The following is a 20,087-nucleotide window of genomic DNA, read 5'->3' on the forward strand; positions in this document are numbered from 1 at the left end:
AGACAGCGCATGGCCGGCAAGACCCTGTACGACAAGCTGTGGGATCTGCACGAAGTGGTGCGCCGCGACGATGGATCGTCGCTGCTCTACATCGACCGCCACATCCTCCATGAAGTGACCTCGCCGCAGGCGTTCGAGGGCCTGCGACTGGCCGGCCGCAAACCGTGGCGGATCGACGCCAACATCGCCACGCCCGACCACAACGTGCCGACCACCAAGGTCGAACGCGACGGCGGATTGCAGGCGATCGCGGATCCGGTGTCGCGTTTGCAGGTGCAGACGCTCGACGAGAATTGCGACGACTTCGGCATCCTCGAATTCAGGATGGACGACGTGCGCCAGGGCATCGTCCATGTGGTCGGCCCGGAGCAGGGCGCCACGCTGCCGGGCATGACCGTGGTCTGCGGCGATTCGCACACCTCGACGCATGGCGCCTTCGGCGCGCTGGCACACGGCATCGGTACCTCGGAAGTCGAGCATGTGCTGGCCACGCAATGCCTGGTCGCAAAGAAAATGAAGAACCTGCAGGTGCGGGTGGAAGGCGAACTGCCGGTGGGTGTCACCGCGAAAGACATCGTGCTGGCCATCATTGGCCGCATCGGCACCGCCGGCGGCAACGGCCATGCCCTGGAATTCGCCGGCAGCGCGATCCGCGCGTTGTCGATGGAAGGGCGGATGACGATCTGCAACATGGCGATCGAGGCCGGCGCGCGCGTCGGCATGGTCGCGGTGGACGACAAGACGATCGACTACGTGCGCGGTCGCCCGTTCGCGCCGAAGGGGACGGACTGGGACGCGGCCGTGGCGGCGTGGGCCGACCTGGTCTCCGACGACGATGCGCAGTTCGACAGCGTCATCGAGTTGCGCGCCGAGGACATCAAGCCGCAGGTCAGCTGGGGCACCTCGCCGGAGATGGTGCTGGCGGTCGATCAGCACGTGCCTGATCCCGACTGCGAAGCCGATCCGGTGAAGAAGGATTCGATCCAGCGGGCATTGGCCTACATGGGCCTGCAGGCCAACCAGCCGATCACCGCGATCCGGCTGGATCGCGTGTTCATCGGGTCCTGCACCAACTCGCGGATCGAGGACCTGCGCGCCGCCGCCGAGGTCGCGAAGGGCCGCAAGATCGCGGCCTCGGTGAAGCAGGCGCTGGTGGTGCCGGGTTCCGGCCTGGTCAAGGCGCAGGCCGAGGCGGAAGGACTGCACACGATTTTCCTGGAGGCCGGCTTCGAGTGGCGCGAGCCGGGTTGCTCGATGTGCCTGGCGATGAATCCCGACAAGCTGGGCGATGGCGAGCATTGCGCGTCGACATCCAACCGCAACTTCGAAGGCCGCCAGGGCAGCGGTGGCCGCACCCACCTGGTCAGTCCGGCGATGGCCGCCGCGGCTGCGGTGGCCGGGCATTTCGTCGACGTGCGCGACTTGATGGAAGCATGAGGAAAAGTCGATGAAACCCTTCACCACCCACACCGGCCTGGTCGCGCCGCTGGATCGCGCCAACGTCGACACCGACCAGATCATCCCCAAGCAATTCCTGAAGTCGATCAAACGCAGCGGCTTCGGCCCCAACCTCTTCGACCAGTGGCGTTACCTGGACGTCGGTGAGCCAGGACAGGACAACGGCGTGCGTCCGCTCAATCCCGATTTCGTGCTCAACGCCCCGCGCTATGCCGGCGCCAGCGTGCTGCTGGCGCGCGAGAACTTCGGCTGCGGCTCCTCGCGCGAACACGCGCCGTGGGCGCTGGACGAGTACGGCTTCCGCGCGGTGATCGCCTCCAGCTTCGCCGACATTTTCCATAACAACAGTTTCAAGAACGGACTGCTGCCGATCGTTCTCGCCGCGCATGAAGTCGATGCGCTGTTCGCGCAATGCGAGGCGACCGAGGGCTATGCGCTGACCGTGGATCTCGCCACGCAGACCGTGATCCGGCCCGACGGCGTGCAGTACACGTTCGAGATCGATGCGTTCCGCAAGCATTGCCTGCTGCATGGGCTGGACGACATCGGCCTGACCCTGCGCGAGGCCGACGCGATCCATGCGTTCGAGGCGCAGCATCGCGCGGCGCAGCCGTGGTTGTTCGACGCTGGTGGTTGACGCACATCTTGCTGTTGTAGCCCCGAAAGGGGACGGAGGGAATTAAGCGCGCTTAATTCCCTCGAGGAAATGGGGTCAGAGTGAATTTTGCGTCGTAGAGGCTTGGCATCGATTGACCAGCGATCGCAAAACTTCACTCTGACCCCATTTCCACCAACGACAACGCCGCCCTCGAGGCGGCGCTTTCGCATGCGCAACGGGCAGGTAACTCAGTCGCGCAATTCCATCACCTGGCAGGGCAGTTCCAGTTGTTCGATCACCGCCTGCGTCGCCGCACGCGTGCCGATGGCGCGCTGGCCTTCGCCAGCCAGGTCGGCTGTGAGGTGACCGGCGTCCAGTGCACGCGACACCGCTTGTTCCACGCAGAGGGCTTCGCCTTCCAGGCCCAGCGAGTGGCGCAGCAGCATCGCCGCGCTGAGGATGCAGGCATACGGATTGGCCACGCCCAGGCCAGCGATGTCGGGGGCCGAGCCGTGGATCGGCTCATAGATGCCGCAACGACCCTCGGCCAGCGACGCGCTTGGCAGCAGGCCCAGCGAGCCCGCCAGCATCGAAGCCTCGTCGGTGAGGATGTCGCCGAACATGTTCTCGGTGACGATCACGTCGTAGGCGCGCGGCTTGGCGATCAGGTGCATCGCCATCGAGTCGACCAGTTGATGCTCCAGCGTGACGTCGGGGAATTCGTCGCGGACCACGCGGGTGGTCACGTCGCGCCACAGCCGCGAGGTTTCCAGCACGTTGGCCTTGTCGACCGAGGTCAGCCGGCCGCTACGGCTGCGCGCCAGATTGGCTGCGTGGCGAACCACGCGTTCGATTTCGACCACGCTGTATTCGCAGAGGTCGCTGGCGCTGTCGTCGCTGCGCTGCTTGCGGCCGAAGTAGATGCCGCCGGTCAGTTCGCGCACCACGACTAGGTCCACACCCTGCAACAGGTGCGGCTTGATCGGCGACGCGCCCAGGCCGGCCACGTGCGGCTTCACCGGGCGCAGGTTGGCGAACAGGCCCAGCGCCTTGCGGATCGCCAGCAGGCCCTGTTCCGGGCGCACCTTCGCGTTGGGGTCGGACCACTTCGGCCCGCCGACCGCGCCGAGCAGGATCGCGTCGGCGGCCTGCGCGGCATCGAGGGTATCGGCGGGCAACGGGGTGCCGGTGGCGTCGATGGCGGCACCACCGATCAGCTTCTCGTCGAAGCGGAATTGGTGGCCGTAGCGGCGCGCGACCGCGCGGAGGACGTCGACCGCGGCGGCGGTCACTTCGGGGCCGATGCCGTCACCGGGCAATACGACGATGTCAGCGTGCATGGGGATGGTTCCGTTGCGTGTGTGTGGGGAAGGAGGTCGATGAAGCGTCAGGCGCTGGCGGCGACGCGCAGCGGCTGGCGCTCGCGCAGCAGCCGGTTGGCGACGTCGAGCCAGGCGATCGCGCTGGCCTCCAGCACGTCGCGGCTGGTGCCCTGGCCGCTCATGAGTTCGCCATCGACGCGCGCGCTCAGGTTGGCTTCGCCGCGTGCGTCGGCACCCACGCCCATGCTGTGCACCTCGTAGCTTTCCAGCACGAAGTCGACCTTGGTCGCATGCGCCAGCGCGGCGAACAGCGCCGCGACCGGGCCGTCGCCGTCGGCGCTCTGCACCACGTGGCGGCCGTCGGGGTCGGACAGGTCGACGCGCGCATGGGTGGTGCCGGCGCTGTCCGACAGGCCCATGCCGGCGATCCGCCAGCCGGGTCCGACGTGTTCGCCTTCGACCAGTCGCTGCAGGTCGCTGTCGGTGATCACGTGCTGGGTATGGGTCAGCGCCTTGGCCTCGGCGATCACCTGGTCCAGCTGCGCGTCTTCCAGCACGTAGCCCAGCGCGCGCAGGCGATTGGCGACCGCGGCGCGACCGCTGTGGCGGCCCAGCACCAGTTGCGAATCCTCCCAGCCCACGTCCTGTGGCCGCATGATTTCGTAGGTGCCGCGGTTCTTCAGCATGCCGTGCTGGTGGATGCCGGATTCGTGCGCGAACGCATTCAATCCCACGATCGCCTTGTTGCGCTGGACCTGGATTCCGGTGATCCGCGACAGCAGGCGCGAGGTCGCCAGCAGCTTGGTCGTGTCCAGCCGCGTGTCCGCGCCGTAGTAGCCGGGGCGCACCTTCAGCGCCATCGCCAGTTCTTCCATTGCGGCATTGCCGGCGCGCTCGCCGATGCCGTTGATGGTGCATTCGACCTGGCGCGCGCCGCCTTCGATCGCGGCCAGCGAATTCGCGACGGCCAGGCCCAGGTCGTTGTGGCAGTGCGCGCTGAAGACGACGCCGTCGGCGCCCTTCACGTTCGCGCGCAGGTAGTCGAACAGCGCGCGGATTTCGTTGGGCGTGGTGTAGCCGACGGTGTCGGGCACATTGAGGGTGCGCGCCCCGGCTTCGATCGCGGCATCGAACACGCGGACCAGGAATTCGGGCTCGGTGCGCAGCGCGTCCTCGGCAGAGAACTCCACGTCGTCGACGTGGCTGCGGGCGCGGGTCACGCCCATGATCGCGTGCTCGATGACCTGCTCCTCGCTCATGTTGAGCTTGTGCTGGCGATGCAGCGGGCTTGTCGAGATGAACACATGGATGCGCGGGTTGGCCGCGCCTTGCAGCGCACTGCCGCAGGCGTCGATATCGGCCGGATGGCAGCGCGCCAGCGCGCAGATCGAGGCGTGGCGAATCTCGCGGGCGATGCTCTGCACGGCGCCGAAATCCGCGGGCGAACTGTTGGGAAAGCCGGCCTCGATCACGTCCACGCCAAGGTCTTCCAGCGCATGCGCGAACAGGATCTTCTGCGCGGCGTTCATGGTGAAGCCCGGCGACTGCTCGCCGTCGCGCAGGGTGGTGTCGAAGATCTTGATGCGTTGCGCGCCGTGGGCGGTTACGTCGCTCGGAGTCTGGTTGGTCACGTGGTGCAATCCTCGGTGGTGCATGCGATGGCGAGAGTCGGTGTCGCGAAGCGGGCGGCCGCCGCCGGTCTAAGTCGCGCCGCACCGGCGCGTGCTTCCGCGATGTCGAGCACCGGCGTGGCGGTGACGATCGCTGGCAACGGTTCCTGCACGCGACGGCGCGGCTTGCGTGGCGGGCGTGGGCGGATGTCCTGCAACAGCGTGGCCAGTACGCCGGCATCGAGATTGCCGCCGGAAACCACCGCGCACTTGCGCTTGCCGACCACGCGTCGACCGGCCGCCAATGCCAGCGCGCCAGCACCTTCGGCAATCACATGTTCTTCCAGCGCCAGGCGCACCAGGGTCTCGCGCAGTTCGGCTTCGCGCACGATCACCACATCGTCCAGCAAGTCGTGCAGCACGCTGCGGGTGATGTAGCCCGGCTCTCTCACGCGCACGCCATCGGCCAGTGTTGCCACGGGTTCGCGGACGGCCGTATCGCCTTTCAGCACGCGTGCCATCGCGTCCACGCCTTCGACCTGCGCGCCGATCACCTTCACGCCTTGCGATTTGAGCGCCAACGCGACGCCTGCGGCCAACCCGCCACCGCCGATCGGCACCAGCACCACGTCGGGCATCAACGCGGCCAGTTCCAGCCCGACCGTGCCCTGGCCGGCGATCACGTCGGGATCGTCGAAGGCGGGCAGCAGGCGGTAGCCGTGCTGCGCGGCGAGATCGGCGGCGAAGGCTTTCGCCTCGTCGTAGGTGTCGCCATGCAGGCGCACGGTGGCGCCCCAGTGGGCGACGCCGGCCACCTTGGTCTCCGGTGCGGTCTTCGGCATCACCGTGATCGCCGGCATGCCCAATCGATATGCGGCCCAGGCCAATCCTTGCGCGTGGTTGCCGGCGGAGGCGGCGATGGTCGGCCGCGTATCGCCGCGTTCGCGCGCGGCCAACAACGCGTTCATCGCGCCGCGCACCTTGTACGAACCGGTGCGCTGCAGGTTCTCCAGCTTCAACCAGCAGCCGAAGCGTTCGGCGTAATGCAACGGCGTGGGATTGAGGTAACGCCGCAACCGCGCCTGCGCCGCCAGCACGTCGCTGGCGGTCACCTGCACGGCGCGGGCTACCGGAGCTTCCATCAGACCGTTGTCAGCCAGTGGCGATACGCGGTGTCTTCGCCACGGACCACGCGCTGGTATTGCGCGGCGATGGCACGGCTCACCGGGTTGGCGCCGTATTCGCGGTCTTCGATCTGCGAGATCGGTGCGACTTCGGCAGCGGTGCCGCAGGCGAAGACTTCATCGGCCTCCAGCAATTCCTGCAGCGTTGCCATCCGCGAGGTCGCGCCGGTCAGTGCGATCAGCGCATCGCGGGTGATCCCGGGCAGTGCATCCGGATGTTCGATGGCGACTATATGTCCGTCCTTGACCATGAACAGGTTGGCGCCGGTGCACTCGACCACGTTGCCGCTGCGGTCGGTGAACATCGCCTCGTCGAAACCGCGCGACTTCGCTTCGCGCTTGGCCAGGATCGAATTGACGTAGGCACCGCACAGCTTCAGCGGCGGCAGCGAGTCCGCGGGGTTGCGTCGCCAACTGGACACGCCGAGGCGTGCGCGGGTCCCGTTGAGGTGCACCTGCGTCGCCGTGGTCGCGACCATCATGTGCGGCGCGTGGCCTTCGACATCCAGGCCGAAGCTGCCCTCGCCAAACCACGCCAGCGGACGGATGTAGGCATCGCGATGACCATTCGTGCGCAATGTGGCCAGCACCGCCTGCGTGGCCTGCGCGGGATCGAAGGCCAGATCCAGCAATGCCGCGCCCTTGCGCATGCGCTCCAGGTGCTCGGGCAGGCGGAACACCGCTGCGCCGCCGTCGCTGGTGGCATACGCGCGGATGCCTTCGAAGACGCCGCTGCCGTAATGCATCGCATGCGTGGTCAGGCCCGCCTGCAGCGCGTCGCTCTCGATCAGTTCGCCGTCGAACCAGGTCTTCGGTTTCTGCGCATGCGCGGCATCGAACATCGGGGTGACGTGGGCGGCGGCGTTCACGGACATGGCTGCACCTCCACCGACAGACAGTCGTACAACTTCGCCAGCTGCAGTTGCAGGCCTTCGGGTTCGCGCTGGCCTTCCACGGTCATGCGCAGCTGCCAGCGGTCGTCATCCGCGCTCGCTTCGCCGTCTACGCGGATCGGCTGGAAACCGCGCCGTTCGGTCGTGCCCAGCACGCGCACGAGCGCGCCCTCTGCACGGCGCAGGGTCAGGTCAAGCTGGTAGCGCATGGGGAGCGTCCGCGGCTTGGGTTGGGGAGGGAGCGGCGGCGTCCATCGGGGTGTCATCCATCATTTCCGCGTTGCTGCGGTTTGGCGGCACCAGCGGCCAGACGTTGGCGGCGGTATCGATGGCGACGTGCAGGAAGGCCGGGCCATCGGCCGCCAGCAAGGCATGCAGTGCGGCTTCGACATCGGCCGCCTTGTCCACGTGAAAGGCCTGGATGCCGAACGCGGTGGCGACTGCCGCGAAGTCCGGGTTATCGGACAGGTCGATCTCGGAATAGCGCTTCTCGAAGAACAACTCCTGCCACTGGCGGACCATGCCCAGCGCCTGGTTGTCGAGCAGCACGATCTTCACCGGCAGCCGGTAGCGCTTGAGCGTGGCCAGCTCCTGGATGTTCATCATGATCGAGCCGTCGCCACTGACGCAGATCACCTGCGCGTCGTGGCGGCCCCCGTTACGCATGGCTTCCTGCGCACCCATCGCAGCGGGCAGGCCGAACCCCATCGCGCCCAGCGCGCCGGAGGTCAGGTGCTTGCGCGGGTCATGCATGCGCCAGTGCTGGGCCACCCACATCTGGTGCTGGCCGACATCGCAGGACACGATCGCCTCCGGCGCCAGTTCCGACAAGCGCTTCAGCAACGCCGGCGCGAACACCGTTTCGCCGGGGGCGTCGTAGCGCGCCGCGTGCTGTCGTGCACGTTGCTGGCATTGCGCGCGCCAGGCCTTGCGGGCGGTGCCGTGGCGACCGTGCAAGTGGGCGGCGCAGGGCAGGGTCAGCTTGGTCAGGATGGTGGCGATGTCGCCGCGCACGCCGGCGTCGGCATGCCGCAGCTTGCCGATCTCGCAGGCATCGATGTCCATGTGGACGACGCGTGCGTTCGGCGCGAACTCGGCCAGCTTGCCGGTGGCGCGATCGTCGAAGCGCGCGCCGACGACGATCAGCAAGTCGGATTCCTGCACCGCCAGGTTGGCGGCGCGGCTGCCGTGCATCCCCAGCATGCCCAGGTTGAGCGGATGCGCGGTCGCCAGCGAACCCAGTGCCTTCAGTGTCAGCACCGTCGGAATTTGCGTGGCGTCGACGAAGGTGCGGAACGCCTGCACCGCATCGCCCAGCACGATGCCGCCGCCGCCGTAGATCACCGGCTTCTGCGCCTGCGAGATCAGCGCCAACGCTTCGTGCAGCGAGGCATCGCGAGGTGCCTCGACGGCATCCATTCCGAACGAGGCATGGGCAGGCAGATGCGACGCATCCGCCATCTGCACGTCCTTGGGCAGATCGATCAGCACCGGGCCGGGACGGCCGCTGCGCGCGAGGCGGAACGCTTCGGCGACCATCATCGGCAGGTCCTCCACGCGCCGCGCGATGAAGCTGTGCTTGACCATCGGCAGGGTCATGCCGAACACGTCCAGTTCCTGGAACGCGTCGGTGCCCATCAGGTGGGTCGGCACCTGGCCGGTGATCACCACCATCGGCACCGAGTCCAGCATCGCGTCGGCGATGCCGGTGACCAGGTTCGATGCGCCCGGGCCGGAGGTGGCCACGCACACGCCGACGCGCCCGCTGGCACGCGCATACCCGTTGGCGGCGAATGCCGCACCCTGCTCGTGGCGTACCAGGACATGCTTCAGTCCGGGCGCGCCATGCAGGGCGTCGTAAAAGGGCATGATCGTGCCGCCGGGATACCCGAACAGCGTCTCCACACCTTCCGCGACCAGGGCTTGCGCCAGCCAGCGGGCGCCGTTCATCAGGCGGCCTCGCTCTGCGGTTGCGCATCGGCCGCGGGTTTCGCAGGCGTCGGTGCAGTGGCCAGCCACTTCATGTTGGCGCGCAGCTTCTTGCCGACTGCCTCGATCGGATGGTCGAGGTCGGCCTGCTTCAGCGCCTTGTAGTTGGCGTTGCCGGCCGCGTATTCGGCGATCCACTGGCGCGCGAAGGTGCCGTCCTGGATTTCGGTCAGCACCTTCTTCATCTGCGCGCGGGTGTTGGCGTCGACGATGTAGTCGCCGCGGGTCAGCGCGCCGTACTGCGCGGTCTCGCTGATGAACTCGTGCATGCGGGTGATCCCACCTTCGTAGAACAGGTCGACGATCAGCTTCAGTTCGTGCAGGCACTCGTAGTACGCGACTTCCGGCTGGTAGCCGGCTTCCACCAGGGTTTCCCAGCCGGCCTGGACCAGCTTGGTCGCGCCGCCGCACAGCACGGCCTGCTCGCCGAACAGGTCGGTCTCGGTTTCTTCCTTGAAGGTGGTCTTGATCGCGTTCTGGCGCGCGCCACCGATGCCGCCGCAGTAGGTCAGCGCCAGCGCCTCGGCGTTGCCGCTCAGGTCCTGCTGGATCGCGTAGACCGACGGCACGCCGCGGCCGATCTCGTATTCGCGGCGGACCAGCGCGCCCGGGCCCTTCGGCGCGACCAGCACCACGTCCAGGTCCTCGCGCGGGGTGATCTGGCCGTAATGCACGTTGAAGCCGTGCGCGAACAGCAGGCAGGCGCCCTTGGCGATGTTCGGCTCGATGACCTCGCCATACAGCTGCGGCTGCACCATGTCCGGGGTCAGCACGGCGACGATCTCCGCGTCCCTGACCGCATCCGCCGGCGTTTTCACGGTGAAGCCGTCGGCCTTCGCCTGGATCTCGGTGGGGCCGCCCGGGCGCAGGCCGATGGTGACGTCGAAGCCGGAGTCGCGAAGGTTGAGCGCATGCGCGCGGCCCTGGCTGCCGTAGCCGACCACTGCGATCGAGGGTGTTGCGATGCCGGGCTTGGTGGTGCTGGTCATTGCGTCTGTCCTGGGTTGGGTTCGGTGGTGGTGCGGTGGTTGTCGTTTTCTTTTCCGGGCCCTGAAACGAAAAACCCCGCACCTCTCGGTGCGGGGTTTGCGATTCTGGCGTTTGCTTTCTGCTTACGCGCCGGATCGTCCCGCACCTGTTGGCGAGGTAATAAGGACGAGTACGAGAATCGACGCCGCAGGTGCGGTCGGGTCGGTCGTCGTGGGCATGTGGCGCTGCAACATGGAGCGAGAAGACCACGCGGCGCGCAGTGGTGTCAACAGCCCGGCTTATGCCGATTTCGCATGAAGGACGGTTGCACCTGAAACCGTGGAAACGCAGCAGAATCAAGGCTTCCAGCGCGCCACGCCATTTCGCGAAGCCCCACGCCGATGCCCGAGTACCGTTCGAAAACCTCCACCGCCGGCCGCAACATGGCCGGCGCACGTGCACTGTGGCGCGCCACCGGCATGACCGATGGCGACTTCCACAAGCCGATCGTCGCGATCGCGAATTCGTTCACCCAGTTCGTGCCGGGTCATGTGCATCTGAAAGACCTCGGGCAACTGGTCGCGCGCGAAATCGAACGCGTCGGCGGCGTCGCCAAGGAGTTCGACACCATCGCCGTCGACGACGGCATCGCGATGGGCCACGACGGCATGCTGTATTCGCTGCCCAGCCGCGAAATCATCGCCGACTCGGTCGAGTACATGGTCAACGCGCATTGCGCCGACGCGCTGGTGTGCATCTCCAACTGCGACAAGATCACCCCCGGCATGTTGATGGCCGCGCTGCGGCTCAACATCCCGACGGTGTTCGTGTCCGGCGGACCGATGGAAGCGGGCAAGACCAAACTCGCCGACGGCTCCACGTCCGGCCACAAGCTCGACCTGATCGATGCGATGGTGATGGCCGCGGATCCGAATGCATCCGACGAACAGGTGGCCGTGGTCGAACGCAGTGCGTGCCCGACCTGCGGTTCCTGCAGCGGCATGTTCACCGCCAACTCGATGAACTGCCTGACCGAAGCGCTGGGCCTGTCGTTGCCGGGCAATGGCACCGTGTTGGCGACGCATGCGGATCGCGAGCAGCTGTTCCTGCAGGCCGGCCGCACGGCGGTGGAGCTGTGCCATCGCTGGTACGGCGCGGAGGATCCGCGTGCCCTGCCGCGTGGCATCGCGACGTTCGAGGCGTTCGAGAATGCGATGACGCTCGACATCGCGATGGGGGGTTCGACCAACACGATCCTGCACCTGCTCGCAGCGGCGCAGGAAGCCGAGGTGGCCTTCGGCATGGGCGACATCGACCGCCTGTCGAAGCGCGTGCCGCAGCTGTGCAAGGTCGCGCCGAACACGCAGAAGTACCACATCGAGGACGTGCATCGCGCCGGCGGGATCATGGCGATCCTCGGCGAGCTCGCGCGTGGCGGCCTGCTGCACACGGACGTCGCCACCGTGCATGAAACGACGCTGGGCGCTGCCATCGCGAAGTGGGACATCGCGACCGTCGACGACGAGCGCGTGTCGTCGTTCTATCGCGCGGGCCCCGCAGGCATCCCGACCCAGGTCGCCTTCAGCCAGGCCACGCGCTGGCCCTCACTGGATGCGGATCGCGCCGAAGGCTGCATCCGCAGCGTCGCGCATGCGTATTCGCGGGAAGGTGGACTCGCGGTGCTCGCGGGCAACATCGCGCCCGATGGCTGCGTGGTGAAGACCGCGGGCGTGGACGAATCCGTGCATGTGTTCGAAGGCACGGCGCGTGTCTACGAAAGCCAGGACGCGGCGGTGGCCGGCATCCTCGGCGACGAGGTGCAGCCCGGCGACGTGGTGGTGATCCGCTACGAAGGCCCGAAAGGCGGGCCGGGCATGCAGGAAATGCTGTACCCGACGAGCTACCTGAAGTCGAAAGGCCTGGGCAAGCAATGCGCCTTGCTCACCGACGGGCGCTTCTCCGGCGGCACCTCGGGCCTGTCGATCGGCCATGCCTCGCCGGAAGCCGCGGCCGGTGGCGCGATCGGCCTGGTCCGCGATGGCGACCGCATCCGCATCGACATCCCGAAGCGTTCGATCGACCTGTTGGTATCGGGCGATGAACTCGCCAGTCGTCGTGCCGGGCAGGATGCGAAAGGCTGGAAGCCCGAGCAGTCGCGCCCGCGCAAGGTCAGTACCGCACTGAAGGCGTACGCATTGCTGGCGACCAGTGCCGACAAGGGCGCGGTGCGCGACAAGGCGATGCTCGACGCGCTCTGATCGCACGAAGCGAGGTATGACAAAACCCGCGCTGGCGATACCGGAAATGGAGATGGTCGCAGCCGGTGCGCTCGACTATCGTGCGGGTTGGTCACGACGCAGGCCCGTCCATGCGCCCCTTGCACTTGTTGCTGTCGTTCGCGTTGTTGCTGCTCGGCTGCGCGCCGCCGCCTGCCAAGGTTGATACGGCCTCCAAAGCGACCCCGGACGCAGATGCTTCCCAGGCAGAAACGAGGCCGCAGTCCGGCTTCGTCAAAGTGGAAGGCACCCGTTTCACCATCGACGGCAAACCCTATCGCTTCGCCGGGGCGAACTTCTGGTACGGCGCGTATCTCGGTGCGGCGGATGGCATCGGCGACCGTGCGCGCCTGCGTGACGAACTCGACCAGCTGAAGGCGGCCGGCATCGACAACCTGCGCGTGCTGGCGATGTCGGAAGCCAGCGGCTTCAAGCGCGCGGTGCGTCCCGCGATGATGACCGCACCCGGCGAGTACGACGAACGCTTGTTGCAGGGTCTGGACTACCTGCTGGTGGAGATGGGCAAGCGCGACATGAAGGCGGTGCTCTACCTCAATAATTTCTGGCAGTGGTCCGGCGGCATGTCGCAGTACGTGGCGTGGGCGACCGGCGAGCCGCTGTCCGATCCCGACGACAGCGGCGACTGGAACGGTTTCATGCAGCACTCGGCGCGCTTTTACGCATTGCCGAAGGCGCAGGCGGTCTATCGCGATGCGATCCGCGCCGTCATCGGCCGCACCAATGGCATCAGCGGCATCGCGTACGTCGATGATCCGACGGTGATGTCGTGGCAACTGGCCAACGAGCCGCGTCCGGGCAGCCAGGACGGCGGCCGCGCCAACATCGCCGCATACGACCGCTGGATCGACGAAACGGCCGCCTACATCCGCGGCCTCGCACCGAGGCAACTGGTCAGTACCGGTAGCGAAGGCGCGATGGGCTCGATCGGCGACCTCGACCTGTTCCTGCAGGCGCACAAGACGCCGAACGTCGACTACCTCACGTTCCATCTGTGGCCGTCGAACTGGAGCTGGATCGACCACAAGGATCCGGCGGCGCGTCTCGAGTCGGGGTTGAAGACCTCGCTGGAGTACATCGATCGCCACATCGATGCGGCCGGGAAACTGGGCAAGCCGATCGTGCTGTCGGAGTTCGGCCTGAACCGCGATGGCGGATCGTTCGATCCGACCTCGGGCACGGTCGCGCGTGACAAGTTCTATCGCGCGATCTACGCGCGCCTGCTGCAGCGCATGCAGGCCGGCGACGCCATCGCCGGCTCCAACTTCTGGGCCTGGGGCGGGCGCGGTCGCACCACAAATCCCGATTTCATGTGGAAGGCCGGCGATCCGTTCACCGGCGATCCGCCGCAGGAAGCGCAGGGCTTGTTCTCGCTGTTCGACAGCGACGCCTCGACCCTGCAAGTCGTCTCCGACCACGCCGCGGCGGTGCAGGCGCTGCAGCCCTGAGCGGCCCGGCGGGCGCTGTGGTCTAATTCGCCCTGAAGCGGGGGTACCGCGGGTCGAGCTGGCCCGCGGTTGAGACAGACCCTTCGAACCTGATCCGGTTCAGACCGGCGTAGGGAAGCTTCGCAGCACGCCCATGGCCTGCCTGCGCCTTCGCTTCGTTCACGGCACGCGACTCCTTCGCGGCCGAGCCACTGGACGATGCCGATGAATGCCATTCCCAAGCCCGCCGCCGACCTGCTGCAGCAGACCGGGCAGCTCTCCGAATCCGTGACCCGGCCGATCCCCGGTTCGCGCAAGATCTTCGTCGAAGGTTCGCGGCCCGACTTGCGGGTGGCGATGCGCGAAATCGCGCAGACCCAGACGCCGACCCTGTTCGGTGGGGAGACCAATCCGCCGATCACCGTCTACGACCCATCCGGTCCGTACACCGATCCCGACGCGCGCATCGATCTTTCGGTCGGCCTGCCCGCGCTGCGCGCGAAGTGGATCGAGGAACGCGGCGATACCGAATTGCTGCCGCAGCTCAGCTCGGCCTTCGGCCGTGGCCGCGAGCACGATCCGAAACTGGCTGGCGTGCGCTTTCCGTCGCGCACCTTGCCGCGCGTGGCGAAGGCCGGTGCCAACGTCAGCCAGATGCATTACGCGCGTCGCGGAATCATCACGCCGGAGATGGAATACGTCGCCATCCGCGAGAACCAGCGGCTGGATGCCGTGCGCGACGCGCTGCTGCTGAAGCAGCATCCCGGCGAATCGTTCGGCGCCAGCATCCAGAAATTCATCACGCCTGAATTCGTGCGCGACGAAATCGCCCGCGGCCGCGCGATCCTGCCGAACAACATCAACCACCCCGAAAGCGAGCCGATGATCATCGGCCGCAACTTCCTGACCAAGATCAACGCGAACATCGGCAACAGCGCGGTGAGCTCCGGCATCGCCGAGGAAGTGGAAAAGCTGGTGTGGTCGATCCGCTGGGGCGGCGACACGGTGATGGACCTCAGCACCGGCAAGCACATCCACGAAACCCGCGAATGGATCATCCGCAACTCGCCGGTGCCGATCGGCACCGTGCCGATCTACCAGGCGCTGGAAAAGGTCGATGGCCGTGCCGAGGAACTCGACTGGGAGATCTTCCGCGACACCCTGATCGAGCAGGCCGAGCAGGGCGTGGACTATTTCACCATCCATGCCGGCGTGCTGCTGCGGCATGTGCCGCTCACGGCGAAGCGCGTGACGGGCATCGTTTCGCGTGGCGGTTCGATCATGGCCAAGTGGTGCCTGGCGCACCACAAGGAGAATTTCCTCTACACCCACTTCGAGGACATCTGCGAAATCATGAAGGCCTACGACGTGGCCTTCAGCCTGGGCGACGGCCTGCGTCCCGGTTGCATCGCCGATGCCAACGACGCCGCGCAGTTCGGTGAACTCGAAGCATTGGGCGAGCTGACCAAGATCGCCTGGAAGCACGATGTGCAGTGCATGATCGAAGGGCCGGGTCATGTGCCGATGCAGATGATCAAGGAGAACATGGACAAGCAGCTGGCGGAGTGCGGCGAAGCGCCGTTCTACACGCTGGGCCCGCTGACCACCGACATCGCGCCGGGCTACGACCACATCACCAGCGCGATCGGTGCGGCGATGATCGGCTGGTTCGGCACCGCCATGCTCTGCTACGTGACGCCGAAGGAACACCTCGGCCTGCCGAATCGCGAGGACGTGCGCGACGGGATCATGGCCTACAAGATCGCCGCGCATGCCGCGGACCTGGCCAAGGGCCATCCGGGTGCGCAGGTGCGCGACAACGCGCTGAGCAAGGCGCGCTTCGAGTTCCGCTGGGAAGACCAGTTCCACCTCGGCCTGGATCCGGAGAAGGCGAAGTCCTTCCACGACGAAACCCTGCCCAAGGACGCGCACAAGGTTGCCCACTTCTGCTCGATGTGCGGCCCGCATTTCTGTTCGATGAAGATCACCCAGGACGTGCGCGACTACGCCGCCGAGCACGGCGTCGATGAAGCCGCGGCGCTGGAGGCGGGCATGGCCGAGAAATCCGCCGAATTCCGCGAGCAGGGCGCGCAGGTTTACCGCGACGCCTGAGCCGGCGGCAGGGTGGCACCGCATCCGGTTGGGTGCGGTTCCCGTTCGCCTCCGGTTCGGCGACTGCGTGCTAGTGTTCGCGGCGTCAGGATCCGTCCCCGGGAGCAATGCCATGCGAGCCTTGAAGCGTGCCAGCCAATGGCTTTTCGTCCTCCTCGCCACCACCATGCTCGCGGCCTGCGCCACCGGCCCGCAGGTGCGCACCGATTACGATCCCAGCGCCGACTTCGGCCAGTACCGCACCTGGTCGTTCTACAGCCCCATCGCGATGGAGGAGTCGGGGTATTCCACCTGGATCTCCGACCGGATCAAGGACAACGTCCGCAAGGAAATGGAGGCGCGAGGCTATCGCTACGTCGAGGCCTCGCCGGACCTGCAGGTGAACTTCCAGGGCGTCGTGCAGGATCGGACCGAGGTGTTCTCGATGCCACGCAGTGGCGTGCAATATTTCTACAACTACCGGCGCAATGCCTATGTCGGCGTGCCGGTCTGGTATGACGACACGCATGTCAGCCGTTATCGCGAGGGCACCCTGACCGTGGATCTGGTCGATGCGCGCCGCAACCGCATGGTCTGGACCGGCGACGCGATCGCCCGCGTGGTCAAGAAGACGCCGGAGCAGAAGATGGCCGAGGTCGACCAGGCCATCAACGCGATCTTCCTGCAGTACCCGCACCGCGCGGCGACCCCGTAAGTCGTCCGCGCTTCGACCGGGGCAATCGGCATGTCGGTCGAAGACGTGGCCTTGCACACCCAGCGCCTGCGCCGCGTCGCCAGGCGCCATCCGTCCGCCTTCCTGCTGGCCGCGCAACTGCTCAGCCTGCTGGTGTACCCGCTGATCGACGATGGCACCGGCGGGCGCGTGCTGTTCGGCGCGGTGGCCCTGGTGGTGGTGCCGCTGGCGGTGTGGGTGGTCAATCGCAGCTCCTTCGTCAACACCATCGCGTGGCTGCTGGCGATCCCGGCGATGCTGTTGACGGTGCTGGCGGTCGTGTTCGAGAACGACGCGCTGCTGCCGTTCTCGGCCCTGCTGGAAGCGGCGCTGTATTTCTATGCAGCGGCCAGCCTGATCTCGTACATGCTCCACGACCACAAGGTCACCGCGGATGAGCTGTTCGCGGCGGCAGCGACGTTCACGTTGCTGGCCTGGGGTTTCGCCTATGCCTACTTCGTCTGCCAGGCCTGGTATCCCGGCAGCTTCACCGGCTTCGAACCCGAGCGCCAGCGCACCTGGATGGAGCTGCTGTTCTACAGCTTCACCAACCTGTCCGCGACGGGCCTGGGCGATGTGTTGCCGGTAAGTGCACCCGCACGCGTGCTGACCATGCTGGAGCAGTTCGCCGGGGTGGGCTATATCGCCACCGTGGTCTCGCGGCTGATCGGCCTGACCATCGTTCGCGAACGCGGCTGAAGCACCTGCGCCGGCTCGCTACAATGACGGCCCCGTCGATGCATCGCCCGGATCCGCCGGCATGAAGCTGCCCCGCCCGTTCATCCAGTTGCCGCTGCTGTTCGATGCCGGCGTGCTCGCGGCGGAGATCGACGCCCTAGGCGAGGGCGTGTGGCGCGACCATCCGCAGAAGTTCCCCGGCAATTCGATGCTGCCGCTGCTCGCGGTGGGCGGCGATCGCGCGAACGAGTCCTTCGCTGGTGCGATGGCGCCAACGCCCGAACTCCTGCGTTGCCACTACCTGGTGCAGGTGATGGCCAGTTTCGGCGCCACCTTGGGGCGCACGCGCCTGATGCGCCTGGCCGGGTAGGCGGAGGTCACCCCGCATGTCGCCAAGGCTAATACTGGGCCGAGCGCGTGCGCGTGCATGTGCCGATCGTGACCCAGCCGACGGTGCGCTTCGAATGCGGGGCGGCGGTCATCAACATGGCCGCGGGGGAGTGCTGGCTCTTCGATACCTGGCGCAACCACAACGTGATCAACGACGCCAGCCAGAGCCGCATCCACCTGGTCGCGGACACGGTCGGCGGGGAAGCCTTCTGGAACCTGGTGGCGGCCGGCCGCGGGCATGAAGCCGACCGCACGGGCTGGCAGCCGGCCCGCATCGCGCCCTCCGCGGCACCGGTCGAGCTGGTGCTCGAGCACTACAACATCCCGCAGGCGATGTCGCCGTGGGAAGCCAATTACCACATGCGCCGACTGCTGGACGACGCCGATCCGCACGACCCGGCGCTGCCGGCCGCGCATGCCCAGGTCGAGCGCTTCTTCCAGGCATGGCGCGGGCTATGGGCGCGCTATGCAGATTCCGGCGAGGGCCAAGCGGAGTACTGGGCGGCGCTGGAACGGTTCGTCCAGCAGGTACCGGAACCGGTGGCGATGATCAGGTTGGCCAACGGCACCCGCTGGATCGATGGCGTGCTCGCGCGCGTCGCCAAGATGGCGATCAGGCGTTCCTGATCGCGCATGCCCCGCAGCGGTTGCGGGGCGATGCCGCCGGCATCAGAAATTCGGCTTGTCCGACGTCGCTTCGTAGCGTTCGACCGAATCGACCAGCACCTGGCGGGCCTCGTCGCGGCCGCCCCAGCCGTCCAGCTTGACCCACTTGCCGGCTTCCAGGTCCTTGTAGTGCTCGAAGAAGTAGCCGATGCGGTCGAGCCATTGTTTCGGCACGTCGTCGATGTGCTGGATATGGTCGTAGCCCGGGTAGACCTTGCTGATCGGCACGGCGAGGATCTTCTCGTCGGCGCCGGCCTCGTCGACCATGCGCAGCACGCCGACCGGGCGCACCCGGATCACCGAGCCGGGGATCAGCGCCAACGGCATCAGCACCAGCACGTCGGCCGGGTCGCCGTCGCCGCACAGGGTGTGCGGGACGTAGCCGTAGTTGCACGGGTAGCGCATCGGCGTGGACAGCACGCGGTCGACGAAGATCGCGCCGCTGGCCTTGTCGACCTCGTACTTGACCGGCTCGGCGTCCTTCGGGATTTCGATGATGACGTTGATTTCGTCCGGCGGATTCTTGCCGGTGGGGACGAGGTCGAGGCCCATGGCGTGGGGTTTCCTGGAGGTGGGTGGGCCGGTCGGCCACTGAGGCTGGGCATTCTACGTCGCCCGGTGTTGCGTTGCAGCACGATCCGGGCTGTCAACGGGCAGGCACGGTGCCGGCGGGCGGCGCCTCGTCGGATTCCAGCACCGGCTGCATCGTCGCGTCAGGATCCGGCCGCACGGCGGGCAGGTCGGTGAGCAGCAGCGTGGTGCCGGGCGCCAGCACGTCGTAGAGCCTGCGCGCGAATCCCGGGTCCACCTGCAGCGGCATCGACTGCAACTGCAGTTGCAGCATGGCCAGCGATTCGCCATCCACGCCCAGGATCGGGTAGGCGGTCCAGTCGTGGCGCGGCCGGTCGGGGGCCAGCAGGCTGGGCGCGGCGGAGGTTGCGCCGCCGATCGCGATCAGCACCGAGCCGCCGATGGCGAAACCGTCGCGGATATCCAGCGCCGCTTCGGCGAACACCACGCCGTTGCGCATCACGAACACCCGCTTGTCGGCCAGGCTGACCAGCACACTGACCGGGCCGGCGGGGTGGGTCGCGGCCTCGTTCCAGAAATAGCCCGCCAGGATGTCGCGGGTGGAGATCGCCGTGCCGTCCTTCGCCACCGGCGCCAGCACGGCCGGATGCACCGTGCTGGCGGTGCCGGCCTTCGCATTCGCCACCACCACGGTGTCGCCGTTGCGGGTTTCCGCGAAGAGTTTTTCCGCGAACGCATGCGGCAGGCGCACGCAACCGTGCGAGGCCGGATAGCCCGGCAGCGTCCCGCCATGCAGGGCGATGCCGTCCCAGGTCAGGCGTTGCATCCACGGCATCGGCGCGTTGTTGTAGAGGTTGGAGTGGTGGTCCTTGTTCTTCTGCAGGATGGTGAACACGCCAGTGGGCGTGTCCTTGCCGGGCTTGCCCGAACTGATCGTGGACACGCCGATCGCCATGCCGTTGCGGTACACGTAGGCGCGTTGTTCGTCCAGGCTGATCACCAGCACGATCGGCCCGCTCGGTGCGATCTCCGGATGCCACAGGAACTGCCCTGGCACCAACGCGACCTGCGCGGCCGCGGGCTTGTCTTGCGCGATGGCGGCGGGCGCGCAGAGCGCGAGCATGAGGGCGGCGAGCAGCGAGAGGCGGGCGCGACGCATGGGCATTCCACCAGCGGGGACGCGGTGAAGTATGGCGGATGCCGGAAACGAAAACGGCGGCCGAAGCCGCCGTTTTCGTGGAACCGGATCGCCGG

At 67.1% G+C, this 20,087-nt stretch carries 18 protein-coding genes and 1 riboswitch; of the genes, 9 read left to right on the plus strand and 9 right to left on the minus strand.

From position 1 onward, the window contains the following. Window positions 1-9: 9 nt before the first annotated feature. Together leuC and leuD are read left to right on the plus strand one after the other, a co-directional pair. Window positions 10-1,437, plus strand: coding sequence for a 3-isopropylmalate dehydratase large subunit (gene leuC / locus ACE3T8_RS11070; protein WP_374609251.1), 1,428 nt, complete (start codon window positions 10-12; stop codon window positions 1,435-1,437). A gap of 10 nt (window positions 1,438-1,447) precedes the next feature. Continuing rightward, complete coding sequence (gene leuD, locus ACE3T8_RS11075; protein ID WP_374609252.1) at window positions 1,448-2,095, plus strand: 3-isopropylmalate dehydratase small subunit; 648 nt, start codon at window positions 1,448-1,450, stop codon at window positions 2,093-2,095. A gap of 209 nt (window positions 2,096-2,304) precedes the next feature. On the opposite strand, the gene leuB is transcribed toward leuD, so the two are convergent. From leuB to ilvC, 7 genes are read right to left on the minus strand one after another with little or no spacing between them, the layout of a single operon-like run. Continuing rightward, a complete protein-coding gene (leuB, locus tag ACE3T8_RS11080; protein WP_374609253.1) occupies window positions 2,305-3,396 on the minus strand; it encodes a 3-isopropylmalate dehydrogenase in 1,092 nt (363 codons plus the stop codon). Window positions 3,397-3,443: 47 nt separating this feature from the next. Continuing rightward, complete coding sequence (locus ACE3T8_RS11085; protein ID WP_374609254.1) at window positions 3,444-5,033, minus strand: 2-isopropylmalate synthase; 1,590 nt, start codon at window positions 5,031-5,033, stop codon at window positions 3,444-3,446. Next, window positions 5,006-6,130, minus strand: a complete 1,125-nt coding sequence (locus ACE3T8_RS11090) for a threonine dehydratase (protein ID WP_374609255.1) — start codon at window positions 6,128-6,130, stop codon at window positions 5,006-5,008. The genes ACE3T8_RS11085 and ACE3T8_RS11090 overlap by 28 nt, the downstream gene beginning before the upstream one ends. Next, window positions 6,130-7,047: an aminotransferase class IV gene (locus ACE3T8_RS11095; RefSeq protein ID WP_374609256.1), complete on the minus strand. Its 918-nt coding sequence runs from the start codon at window positions 7,045-7,047 to the stop codon at window positions 6,130-6,132. Before ACE3T8_RS11095 ends, ACE3T8_RS11090 begins: the two co-directional genes overlap by 1 nt. Then, on the minus strand, window positions 7,038-7,274 hold the full coding sequence (locus ACE3T8_RS11100) for an ACT domain-containing protein (RefSeq protein ID WP_374609257.1): 237 nt from the start codon (window positions 7,272-7,274) through the stop codon (window positions 7,038-7,040). Before ACE3T8_RS11100 ends, ACE3T8_RS11095 begins: the two co-directional genes overlap by 10 nt. Next, window positions 7,258-9,015, minus strand: coding sequence for an acetolactate synthase 2 catalytic subunit (gene ilvG / locus ACE3T8_RS11105; protein ID WP_374609258.1), 1,758 nt, complete (start codon window positions 9,013-9,015; stop codon window positions 7,258-7,260). The genes ACE3T8_RS11100 and ilvG overlap by 17 nt, the downstream gene beginning before the upstream one ends. Further along, entirely contained in the window at window positions 9,015-10,043 is a 1,029-nt protein-coding gene (ilvC, locus tag ACE3T8_RS11110) for a ketol-acid reductoisomerase (protein ID WP_374609259.1), read from the minus strand. Before ilvC ends, ilvG begins: the two co-directional genes overlap by 1 nt. Window positions 10,044-10,424: 381 nt before the next feature. Here ilvC and ilvD point away from each other — a divergent pair, with 381 nt between their 5' ends. From ilvD to ACE3T8_RS11145, 7 genes are all read left to right on the plus strand, one after another. Next, window positions 10,425-12,281, plus strand: coding sequence for a dihydroxy-acid dehydratase (ilvD, locus tag ACE3T8_RS11115; protein ID WP_374609260.1), 1,857 nt, complete (start codon window positions 10,425-10,427; stop codon window positions 12,279-12,281). 110 nt (window positions 12,282-12,391) lie between these two features. After that, the gene (locus ACE3T8_RS11120; RefSeq protein WP_374609261.1) at window positions 12,392-13,765 is read left to right on the plus strand and encodes a mannanase; all 1,374 of its coding nucleotides are present in this window, start codon (window positions 12,392-12,394) and stop codon (window positions 13,763-13,765) included. 29 nt (window positions 13,766-13,794) lie between these two features. After that, a riboswitch (TPP riboswitch) is annotated at window positions 13,795-13,899 on the plus strand. Between the two features lie 70 nt (window positions 13,900-13,969). Next, on the plus strand, window positions 13,970-15,856 hold the full coding sequence (thiC, locus tag ACE3T8_RS11125) for a phosphomethylpyrimidine synthase ThiC (RefSeq protein WP_374609262.1): 1,887 nt from the start codon (window positions 13,970-13,972) through the stop codon (window positions 15,854-15,856). Window positions 15,857-15,968: 112 nt separating this feature from the next. After that, a complete protein-coding gene (locus tag ACE3T8_RS11130) occupies window positions 15,969-16,550 on the plus strand; it encodes a DUF4136 domain-containing protein (protein ID WP_374609263.1) in 582 nt (193 codons plus the stop codon). Window positions 16,551-16,580: 30 nt separating this feature from the next. Continuing rightward, window positions 16,581-17,267 (plus strand): ion channel, encoded by a 687-nt coding sequence (locus ACE3T8_RS11135; RefSeq protein ID WP_374609264.1) that lies wholly within the window; start codon window positions 16,581-16,583, stop codon window positions 17,265-17,267. Window positions 17,268-17,328: 61 nt separating this feature from the next. Beyond that, window positions 17,329-17,616, plus strand: coding sequence for a hypothetical protein (locus tag ACE3T8_RS11140; RefSeq protein WP_374609265.1), 288 nt, complete (start codon window positions 17,329-17,331; stop codon window positions 17,614-17,616). 53 nt (window positions 17,617-17,669) lie between these two features. Then, complete coding sequence (locus ACE3T8_RS11145; RefSeq protein WP_374609266.1) at window positions 17,670-18,263, plus strand: aspartyl/asparaginyl beta-hydroxylase domain-containing protein; 594 nt, start codon at window positions 17,670-17,672, stop codon at window positions 18,261-18,263. A 42-nt stretch (window positions 18,264-18,305) separates the two neighbouring features. On the opposite strand, the gene ppa is transcribed toward ACE3T8_RS11145, so the two are convergent. Both ppa and ACE3T8_RS11155 read right to left on the minus strand, forming a co-directional pair. Then, the gene (gene ppa, locus ACE3T8_RS11150; protein WP_374609267.1) at window positions 18,306-18,854 is read right to left on the minus strand and encodes an inorganic diphosphatase; all 549 of its coding nucleotides are present in this window, start codon (window positions 18,852-18,854) and stop codon (window positions 18,306-18,308) included. Between the two features lie 94 nt (window positions 18,855-18,948). Then, window positions 18,949-19,998, minus strand: coding sequence for a L,D-transpeptidase (locus tag ACE3T8_RS11155; RefSeq protein WP_374609268.1), 1,050 nt, complete (start codon window positions 19,996-19,998; stop codon window positions 18,949-18,951). Between the last annotated feature and the right edge of the window lie 89 nt (window positions 19,999-20,087).

The organism is Thermomonas sp. (assembly GCF_041919455.1).
In the GTDB taxonomy this organism is placed as follows: Bacteria; Pseudomonadota; Gammaproteobacteria; order Xanthomonadales; family Xanthomonadaceae; genus Thermomonas.

What these genes read in the sequence shown, in the direction of transcription:
- thiC (WP_374609262.1), top strand. Translation starts at nt 13,970, where the DNA reads ATGAATGCCATTCCCAAGCCCGCCGCCGACCTGCTGCAGCAGACCGGG.
- ppa (WP_374609267.1), bottom strand. Translation starts at nt 18,854, where the DNA reads ATGGGCCTCGACCTCGTCCCCACCGGCAAGAATCCGCCGGACGAAATC.
- ACE3T8_RS11100 (WP_374609257.1), bottom strand. Translation starts at nt 7,274, where the DNA reads ATGCGCTACCAGCTTGACCTGACCCTGCGCCGTGCAGAGGGCGCGCTC.
- ACE3T8_RS11120 (WP_374609261.1), top strand. Translation starts at nt 12,392, where the DNA reads ATGCGCCCCTTGCACTTGTTGCTGTCGTTCGCGTTGTTGCTGCTCGGC.
- ACE3T8_RS11135 (WP_374609264.1), top strand. Translation starts at nt 16,581, where the DNA reads ATGTCGGTCGAAGACGTGGCCTTGCACACCCAGCGCCTGCGCCGCGTC.
- ACE3T8_RS11130 (WP_374609263.1), top strand. Translation starts at nt 15,969, where the DNA reads ATGCGAGCCTTGAAGCGTGCCAGCCAATGGCTTTTCGTCCTCCTCGCC.
- leuD (WP_374609252.1), top strand. Translation starts at nt 1,448, where the DNA reads ATGAAACCCTTCACCACCCACACCGGCCTGGTCGCGCCGCTGGATCGC.
- ACE3T8_RS11090 (WP_374609255.1), bottom strand. Translation starts at nt 6,130, where the DNA reads ATGGAAGCTCCGGTAGCCCGCGCCGTGCAGGTGACCGCCAGCGACGTG.
- ACE3T8_RS11095 (WP_374609256.1), bottom strand. Translation starts at nt 7,047, where the DNA reads ATGTCCGTGAACGCCGCCGCCCACGTCACCCCGATGTTCGATGCCGCG.
- ilvG (WP_374609258.1), bottom strand. Translation starts at nt 9,015, where the DNA reads ATGAACGGCGCCCGCTGGCTGGCGCAAGCCCTGGTCGCGGAAGGTGTG.
- leuB (WP_374609253.1), bottom strand. Translation starts at nt 3,396, where the DNA reads ATGCACGCTGACATCGTCGTATTGCCCGGTGACGGCATCGGCCCCGAA.
- ACE3T8_RS11085 (WP_374609254.1), bottom strand. Translation starts at nt 5,033, where the DNA reads ATGCACCACCGAGGATTGCACCACGTGACCAACCAGACTCCGAGCGAC.
- ACE3T8_RS11140 (WP_374609265.1), top strand. Translation starts at nt 17,329, where the DNA reads ATGAAGCTGCCCCGCCCGTTCATCCAGTTGCCGCTGCTGTTCGATGCC.
- ACE3T8_RS11155 (WP_374609268.1), bottom strand. Translation starts at nt 19,998, where the DNA reads ATGCCCATGCGTCGCGCCCGCCTCTCGCTGCTCGCCGCCCTCATGCTC.
- ilvC (WP_374609259.1), bottom strand. Translation starts at nt 10,043, where the DNA reads ATGACCAGCACCACCAAGCCCGGCATCGCAACACCCTCGATCGCAGTG.
- leuC (WP_374609251.1), top strand. Translation starts at nt 10, where the DNA reads ATGGCCGGCAAGACCCTGTACGACAAGCTGTGGGATCTGCACGAAGTG.
- ilvD (WP_374609260.1), top strand. Translation starts at nt 10,425, where the DNA reads ATGCCCGAGTACCGTTCGAAAACCTCCACCGCCGGCCGCAACATGGCC.